This is a genomic window from Acetobacter tropicalis (assembly GCF_001580915.1).
GTDB classification, from domain to species: Bacteria; Pseudomonadota; Alphaproteobacteria; order Acetobacterales; family Acetobacteraceae; genus Acetobacter; species Acetobacter tropicalis.
On record NZ_LHZQ01000120.1, the window covers coordinates 1 to 4,770 of the forward strand.

The following is a 4,770-nucleotide window of genomic DNA, read 5'->3' on the forward strand; positions in this document are numbered from 1 at the left end:
CTGTCCTTCTGTCCTTCTGTCCTTCTGTCCTTCTGTCCTATGCAACGTTGCATAGGAGGAGAGGGCACACCCCAATAAAAAAGGCTATGCAACGTTGCATAGCCTTGGAGCTATCAGATTATTTCTCTCAGTTATGCAAGCAACTGGTCAATCATGTCGCGGGCTTGCCGAAGATCTTTCTTCTCTTCCTCAGACAAAGCCACCTTTTTATCCGCAATGATTGAGGTTTCTTTGATGAATCTGCGAATAGTTTTAAAAACTTTAAGCCCCGTTCCTGCTTTTTTTTCTGTAGCTTTCTGAGATTGCGCGCTAGCCTTTTGGCGTAAATCCAGTACTTCGGCCACAGTCGCAGAGCCAGACATTACACGGTCCATTAAGGCTTTTTGCTGATAAGCATCCTCTTCACGCACTATTTGAACTAATACATTTATAGGAACCGCTTTAGCTGATGCATAATCTAAAAAATCACTAGGGAGATCTAGAACCCGGAGCGTACGGTTTACCCTAGATTGGCTCAATCCTAACTGGCGTCCAGTTTCGCTTTGTGACCAGTTATTTAATTCCATTATACTGCGTAGACCACGCGCCTCTTCAACTGCAGACAGATCAGTTCGAAATAAATTCTCAACCAAGCTAGCTGCTCGATAATCACCATCATATTCAATAGCCGGAAGCGTCTCCCAGCCAAGACTGACAGCTGCTCGCCACCGTCTTTCGCCTGCAACAATAATCCACTTTGCAGGCCCCTCTCCTGCTTCTCTGACAAGAATTGGCTGGAGAATTCCCCGTTCTGAAAGAGAAGTTGCTAACGCTTCAATTTCTTCCGAATTGAAAACTTTTCGGGGCTGTTCTGGATCGGCAACCAACTCAGAAAGCTGGACCTCAAAGCTATGGTTAAATTTTCCTTTTCCGAGAAAGGGAGTTGAGAAAGACGTAGTTATACCCTTCTGGGATTCAAGAAATGCAGAGGGGCTTCTCTTCTTGAATGTTCTAGCCATGGGCGTCTTCCTCAGTTTGATTTAAATCTAAAACATCGGTTGCAAGCAGAGGCTGTTTTCCCGTGCTGATAGCTTCAGCAAGTCTCACGTAGGGGCGAACGGCAGGGTTCGTCGGTGATAGTTCCACTGATATTTTGCCTTCCCAGGCAGCATTACTAAAGGCAGTACTACTTGGCACCGGCTCCAAAACGTCAGCCTTTCCGGTGAGAGTCGTAATTAGATGCTCAATTATCCCTACATCAACATATTGGTTCGACGAATATTGAGTGGGAATTACTCCACCAATTCTCAGACGTGGGTTAGACCGACGGTTTACTTTGGAGATTGTGTCTAGGATCAGGTTCACACCCATAACGTCATATGGTTCTGTACGAACGGGAATGAAAACCTGGTTTGCTGCTGTTAATGACATCCAGGTTAGAAAGCCGAGATGCGGTGGACTATCAATAATAATATAGTCAAAATCATTCTGTACTTCTTGAATGGCCTCACGTAGCAAACCTTCTGTTCCAGGTTCCCTACGAACATCTACTTCGGCCAGATCAATATGACTTGGTATAAATGAGAATGGTAGAATTCGTCCATTTCCAAGTTCCGATGATTTATTAAGTATCACGTCTGAAAACTGCGCTCCCCTAAGTAACGCCGCATCGAGTGTTCTGCTGTTGCGATAAAGCTCAACTAAAGCATCGCCAACGAGAGCTGAAGTTGCACTAGCTTGTGGATCTGCATCTATTAACAGTACACGATAGTTAAGACGACTTAAAGCATAAGCAACGTTTAAGGCGCTTGTTGTTTTTCCAACACCACCTTTTTGGTTGGCAAAGACTATTACTTGCAACGGCTGAGGTCTGCGCTCAACCAGTTGCTGTAGTTCGTTCAATACCTCAGACGGGATAGGCTGGCGTCCGTTCTCCCAGCGTGAGATCGTGTGTCGATCATAGTTTCTAGAAAGCCGTTCGTTTAATAAGGATTTTAACTCAGCCTGTGAAAGACCTAAGCTCATTCTAACTTTCTTAAGGGTATTGCTTGCATTATTTTCCGTCATCACCACTCTCCTGTCAGAAACCACAGAGAGTGTTGAGCAATCAACACCCCCCTGTCAACACTCAACATCAACAGGAAGATCATTGGACTATACTCACGCACCTATTTTTTTGCGTAAGCAACTGATCCAATTAGGAATTGTTTTTTTATAATTATGCGTCTTAAAGACCAGCTTGGCCCGACCGTGAGAGAAGTCCAACCGGGGGAAGCTTCTTAAAGCAGACGCTGATTACGCTCTTTTACTGGAGCCGGTGAAGGAAACAAGGTAAGCCCTTGGCGGTCGTCTATGGTTACTACCGCCTCAGGGTAAACAGACAAAGCAAGATTTAGAGATGGGATGATGTCCCGTCTGAAAAAACGAAGTTCTCTATAATCGGGTCCGAATTGACTTTTAAGGGCAGCCCAGGTCACTTTTATAGGCGCTGGCAGAACGTGGAGGCGGTAAGCAAGCCAAATATAAAGGTCAATAGCCATTGACCTACCTGATATTTGACGAATTGCCACCTCACGCAAAGGTAGTGGATGCTGAATTAGACTATTATAGAAGGATTCATCAAGAGTTACTACTTCTAACCACAGTGATTGCTGATCTGAGTTCGACGGATCTAGCGGAAATATAGCGTCTCTTACGAATGCGCCGTTACTGACATACTGATTTCCAGCATCTGATCTGAAAAAGGTTAAACGGCAGCGGCTAATTCTTCGACTCTGCTCTCTTACTAAATTGTAGGTTTTTCCTCCAACAGAGAGATTCATTGCTGAAAGCCAAGCATTCATTGACGCCCCTAGTTCAATCTGCCTGCTTTTGTTTCTGACCGCTTGTGTCTGAAGATATAACAGTATTAGTCGTGCTACTGAGCCATAAGGAATACCAACTGGCTCTTTATTCGCATCAAGGCCGCTTTCAATAAGCAATTTTACTGGGCCACCGTCTCGTTCCCAAACAGCAGTATTGGGTTTTTTGTGTGGAAGTGCGGCCATTGCAAAGCCAGCATGAGCTATACCAATAGCCTGTTGTTCATCGGACAGCACTTCGTGGGCAGCATCGACACAAGCACGAGAGTTCTTGTCGATGTTTCGTAATCGCCGGGCCTCATCAAGGCCATGTTGCAATAATAGGTTATGAACATCTGCCATTACCCCAACCCTGACCTAGCAAGGGGGCGTTGGTCAAGTTGGACTTTACTTACAAAAGTTTTCCACGTGATTCGGTTGGACGTTACTCACGGATTTTGGACTCCACTCACGTAGCGAATTGAAGATTATTAGGTATTTATTATTTGCTGTGTGAGTGGAATCCAGTGGATTAGTTAGAGTCGCGTGAGTAGGGTCCAGTTTTACCGTGAGTAAAGTCCAACCCCCTCAGTGACTTGGTCTTGCCTTTTTTAGTTGGCTGCTTTTCCAATGGATTAGCCGTGAGTAAAGTCCAATAGACTGCGACTCTATGCAACGTTGCATAGAGTGGGTCCAATTTCCTGATGTGATAGACATGTGTCAGCGTTCACTAAGCACCCCATGACATTCATCCATCAGTCTCAATTTATCTAAAAACGAGTCTTTCCTGGGTGTTTTGTGAAAGCTTCATCTTCTTCGATATAAGCTTCCAGTACGCGGTAATCTCGGTGACGGGAAAAGCGTTTGAGCGCCATCAGGTCGATGCCATCCTGAGCGCCTGTCGTGATGGCACCCCGTCGCAAACTGTGACCGCTGAAATCCCCCTCGATCCCAGCCGCCTGACAGCGTCGTTTGATAATCGTGGCCACCGAAAAGTCCGAAAGACTCTGCGTGCCGATCTTAGGAGTAGGGGCAGGCCCATTCTTTTTCGCTGTTGCAGTCAGCCAAATTCTTGGGAAGGCAGCAGTCGTCTCGTTTGCGCTCTCTGTCTTTGTATCGTTTGGCTTGTTGTTTCGTGGTGTCAGTTTTGACTGCCGTAGCCACGTCTCCCACGCACGAACTGGACAATGTCTGGTTATCCCACGGGGAATAACGATTGTGGTTCCCTCATGCTTCTTATCCCCCTTAGAGTGGGGTAGGGTGATCCGCATGCAGTCTTCATCAAGCGTGACGTGTTCGAGCTGGATCCCTGCTAGTTCAGAGCGACGTAGCGCTCCACCATAGCCAAGAAGCAAAATGGCGCGGTCACGTGTATCTACCAGCGATGTCATTGGGATATTATCAACGACCTCGCAGAGCATTTCCCAAGTCAAACCTTTTACCCGACGTGATGGCATCTTGTTTGGTGAGCGATGAATCCCGGCCAGCATCTCTGACACGAGGGCGTGTGTTGTAGGAATGGGAAGATGTGCAACATGATGAAGATAGCGCAAAGCAGCTCTATAGAGTTCAATAGTTGCTGGCTTGCGTCCACGCAAAGCCAGATCCGCAAGGTAGGTTGCAACGTCTTCACTCCGCGCAGGCAGGGCAGGGAGGTCATGACGTTCGGCAAATGCACACCAGCCACGGATGGCCGAGCGATAGGCGCGACGGGTGTTAGCAGCCTTACCCATCTGAACAAATGTGCCTACGGCTGCCTGTGATGTCTCCAGTTGGCCGTCATGTTTCGGAATCTCAGCTTCGGCCAAAGCCGAAAACCAACGCGCAACATTGGCTGGAGCTTGTCCGATAGGTGCAGGTGTCGGGATAGAATTGACCTTGTCCTTGCTCGGAAGGAAAGATGGTCTTTCACTGGTGCTGTCACATTAACTCTGACCTGTGATAGTCTCCG

Annotated in this window: 4 protein-coding genes; all 4 read right to left on the reverse strand. The window is 47.0% G+C overall.

What is annotated here, in order from left to right; genetic code table 11:
* Positions 1–131: 131 nt before the first annotated feature.
* Positions 132–998, reverse strand: a complete 867-nt coding sequence (locus AD944_RS01245) for a ParB/RepB/Spo0J family partition protein (protein WP_035379816.1) — start codon at positions 996–998, stop codon at positions 132–134.
* Complete coding sequence (locus AD944_RS01250) at positions 991–2,046, reverse strand: Aca2/YdiL-like domain-containing protein (protein ID WP_045542043.1); 1,056 nt, start codon at positions 2,044–2,046, stop codon at positions 991–993. The genes AD944_RS01245 and AD944_RS01250 overlap by 8 nt, the downstream gene beginning before the upstream one ends.
* A 212-nt stretch (positions 2,047–2,258) precedes the next feature.
* Positions 2,259–3,182 (reverse strand): replication protein RepA, encoded by a 924-nt coding sequence (locus AD944_RS01255; protein WP_045542044.1) that lies wholly within the window; start codon positions 3,180–3,182, stop codon positions 2,259–2,261.
* 407 nt (positions 3,183–3,589) lie between these two features.
* Positions 3,590–4,627, reverse strand: a complete 1,038-nt coding sequence (locus tag AD944_RS16095) for a tyrosine-type recombinase/integrase (protein WP_236709175.1) — start codon at positions 4,625–4,627, stop codon at positions 3,590–3,592.
* Between the last annotated feature and the right edge of the window lie 143 nt (positions 4,628–4,770).